Source organism: Streptomyces sp. NPDC058665, assembly GCF_042714995.1.
In the GTDB taxonomy this organism is placed as follows: Bacteria; Actinomycetota; Actinomycetes; order Streptomycetales; family Streptomycetaceae; genus Streptomyces.
Genome location: NZ_JBHXRX010000138.1, coordinates 1 through 2996 on the forward strand (window position 1 = coordinate 1; position 2996 = coordinate 2996).

At 65.1% G+C, this 2996-nt stretch carries 4 protein-coding genes; all 4 read right to left on the reverse strand.

What is annotated here, in order from left to right; all coding sequences use genetic code 11:
• Nucleotides 1-123: 123 nt before the first annotated feature.
• Nucleotides 124-639, reverse strand: a complete 516-nt coding sequence (locus ACFWV8_RS38230) for a cupin domain-containing protein (RefSeq protein WP_384215086.1) — start codon at nucleotides 637-639, stop codon at nucleotides 124-126.
• Between the two features lie 16 nt (nucleotides 640-655).
• Complete coding sequence (locus tag ACFWV8_RS38235) at nucleotides 656-1057, reverse strand: PPOX class F420-dependent oxidoreductase (RefSeq protein ID WP_384215087.1); 402 nt, start codon at nucleotides 1055-1057, stop codon at nucleotides 656-658.
• Between the two features lie 63 nt (nucleotides 1058-1120).
• The gene (locus ACFWV8_RS38240) at nucleotides 1121-2278 is read right to left on the reverse strand and encodes an epoxide hydrolase family protein (protein WP_384215088.1); all 1158 of its coding nucleotides are present in this window, start codon (nucleotides 2276-2278) and stop codon (nucleotides 1121-1123) included.
• Between the two features lie 75 nt (nucleotides 2279-2353).
• Nucleotides 2354-2929, reverse strand: coding sequence for a PadR family transcriptional regulator (locus tag ACFWV8_RS38245; RefSeq protein ID WP_384215089.1), 576 nt, complete (start codon nucleotides 2927-2929; stop codon nucleotides 2354-2356).
• Between the last annotated feature and the right edge of the window lie 67 nt (nucleotides 2930-2996).

Consider the following 2996-nt stretch of genomic DNA (forward strand, 5'->3'; position numbering starts at 1 on the left):
GAGTACGGCTTGCGATCACTCATCCCGCCACCCAAGCGAATCACGAACGCTTGACCGGCAACGATGCCCCAATGTCACCCTACCGAGCGATGATAGGCCGGGCATAAGATTGCGTACCGCACTCTAAAAGGACGAGTCGGGCGCCCAGGCAGGGTCGTCCCAGGGAGCTGGGGGCCTGGAGGTACGCAATTGCCTCCACAGCGGCACGGCGCTCGTTCCCGGTGGGGGCATCGAGACCTGGGGGGCGTGCTGGCCGTTGGTGATGATGTTCTGCTCAAATCCGGCCGGGGTGAGCATGTTGTAGACACGGCCGACTTCGGATTCGACGCGGAAGCCGTGGCGGACCTGGGGCGGCAGGTAGATGTAGCTGCCGGGTCCGGCCGGTATCTCCTCGTCTCCGACGGTGAACACGAAATCACCTTCGAGGATGAAGAACGCCTCTTCCTCCTTGTCGTGGACGTGCGGTGGGGCGACGAGTCCTTGCGGACACAGTTCCTCGAACGTGCAGGACCGGCCGTCGGTCTGGCTGCCGTCGGCGAGCACTCTCCAGTACGTGCCGACGTTCCAGTAGGCCGGGGACTGGTCCGGCGCCCAGACATAGGGGCGGGCGGCGCCGGCGCTGTGGGGGAAGCTGGTCATAACGGCTCCTTTGGCCTTAGTGCATGGGGGAATGGATGACGGAGTCGACGGTGATGGTCAGCAGGAGCCGGGTCTGGCCCGGGCCGCCGTACGAGGCGTAGGGGTGGCCTGTGTACTTCTGGGAGAGATGTTCGATGCTCTCGGCGGCGCCGTCAGCCGTGGCGCTGGTGACGCGTCCCCGTACGGAGAAGTAGCGGGAGGTGTCATCCGGGTCGGCGATGCTGACGGCCACACGAGGGTCGCGTTGAACGTTTTTGGTTTTGCGGTAGCCCTCGACGGTGTTGATGAGGATGTGTTCGCCATCGGTGTCGACCCAGGTCTGGGTGAGCTGGGGCGAGCCGTCCGGCATGGTGGTGGCGATGAAGCAGGGGCTGGGCCGGTTCAGCAGTTTGAGGAGTTCGCCGGGCAGGGGTGTCATGACGTATCGCCCTTCCTTGGGGGGGGAAGCTGTCGGTGGGAGGTGCCGATGCCGGCGGTGCGCTCAGCGCAAGGAACGGAAGGTGGTCCGGACTTCATCAACGAAGAGTGCCGGTTGTTCCAGGGCCGCGAAGTGCCCGCCCACCTCAAGCTCGTTGAAGTGAACGACGTTGCTGTAGCGGCGTTCCACCCAGCGCTGGGACTTCCGGACGTGCTCCTCCGGGAACATACTGAATCCGGTGGGCAGTGCGATCGGTGCGGCGGCGTTCGGCGCGGAGGGCCGTGCCGACCGTGCCATTTCCCAGTAGGTCCGCGCAGAGGACGTCCCGGTGTTGGGAAGCCAGTAGAGCATGATGTCGTCGAGCAGTTCGTCCAGGGTGAATGATGCTTCTGCGTCCCCCGGCGTGCCGCAGGTGTCCTGGAACATTGCGTAGATCCAGGCAGCCAGGCCGATGGGGGACTCCGCGAGGGAGTAGCCAATGGTCTGAGGGCGGGTTGCCTGCTCCTTGGCGTAGCCTGAGAGGTGCTCCCAGAAGTAGGCGGCGCTGCCGAGCATTGCCTGCTCATGCTCGGTGGCGTCCCGGATCTCGTCGGGCGTCGGCGGGAACATGGCGAAGTTGAGGTGCAGCCCGACGCATCCGTCGGGGGCCTTGCGGCCGATCTCGTCGGTGACCGCGCATCCGAGGTCGCCACCCTGGGCGCCCCATCGCCGGTAGCCGAGCCGGCCCATCAACGTGATCCAGGCATCGGCGATCCGGGGAAATCCCCAGCCGGGTTCCGTAGGCCGGTCGGAGAACCCGAATCCCGGCAGCGACGGCACCACGAGATGGAAGGCGTCCCGCGGGTCACCGCCGTGGGCTGCGGGATCGGTCAGTGGGCCGATGACCTTGTGGAAATCGAGGACGGAGCTGGGCCATCCGTGGGTCATGACCAGCGGGAGGGCGTCTGGCTCAGGCGAGCGCACATGGAGGAAGTGAATGCCCAGACCATCGATGATGGTGCGAGATTGGCCGAAGCCGTTGAGGGTCTTCTCGCACCGCCGCCAGTCGTAGGTGTTGAGCCAGTAGCCGTGCAGCGCGCGGAGCTTCGCCAGCTGGGGTCCCTGGCTGGTGTCCAGGACGGTCTCTGGATCGGGCCACCGGGTGTGGGAGAGCCGCTCACGCAGGTCGGTCAGCTGTTCCTCCGGCACGGACAGGGTGAAGGGTTCGATGAGTTCGGACATGGGACATGCTCCTTACTGGGCAACGGTCGCGCCGACCGCGACGCGGGCGGATTCGAGGGGGCGGGATCCGGTGATTCAGAGACTGTCGGGCTGGCGGGTCCGTTCATCGGTGACAATCTCGGGCACCGCGTCCAGGACCTCCTGGAGCCAGGCGATTTCGGCGCGCAGCCTGTGCGCACTGTGACTGACCGCCAGTGCCTCGCTCACCGTCAGGTAGCCGCCGTCGATGGCGTTGGCGTTCAGCGCCTCGGTGTCCGAGAGCATGGAGGCGAGTTCATCCAGCCGGGATGCGATCACCGTGTGGAGCTCGTCCAGCTTCTCCGGGTCCAGGCGGGTGAGGGCCAGGTCGAACGGGTCCGGTTTCATCCAGATGTGGCGCAGACTCTCCAACTGGAGTTCCTTGAGACGCAGCCGCCCTTCACCGGTGATGCCGTACACCTGACGCTCGGGCAGATTGCCCTCCTTCTCGGTCCTGACCTCTTCGAGCAAGCCCTCAGCCAGCAGGCGCTTGATCGCCTGGTACAGGCTGCCCACGGACACGTCCGTCCACAGGTGCAGATGCTCCCGCTCGGCCTGGAGGCGCACCTTATGCCCGTGCATCTCGCCGTTCCTCGCGAACGTGTCGAGGATGAACAACCTGATCGATGACATACGACTACTTTTACATGAGTACTTGTTCATAGGCAACCTATCAATGTGCTGAACATCGGCTCCGGGA

Coding starts and splice junctions, on each gene's coding strand:
- ACFWV8_RS38240 (WP_384215088.1), bottom strand. CDS start 2,278: ATGTCCGAACTCATCGAACCCTTCACCCTGTCCGTGCCGGAGGAACAG.
- ACFWV8_RS38235 (WP_384215087.1), bottom strand. CDS start 1,057: ATGACACCCCTGCCCGGCGAACTCCTCAAACTGCTGAACCGGCCCAGC.
- ACFWV8_RS38230 (WP_384215086.1), bottom strand. CDS start 639: ATGACCAGCTTCCCCCACAGCGCCGGCGCCGCCCGCCCCTATGTCTGG.
- ACFWV8_RS38245 (WP_384215089.1), bottom strand. CDS start 2,929: ATGTCATCGATCAGGTTGTTCATCCTCGACACGTTCGCGAGGAACGGC.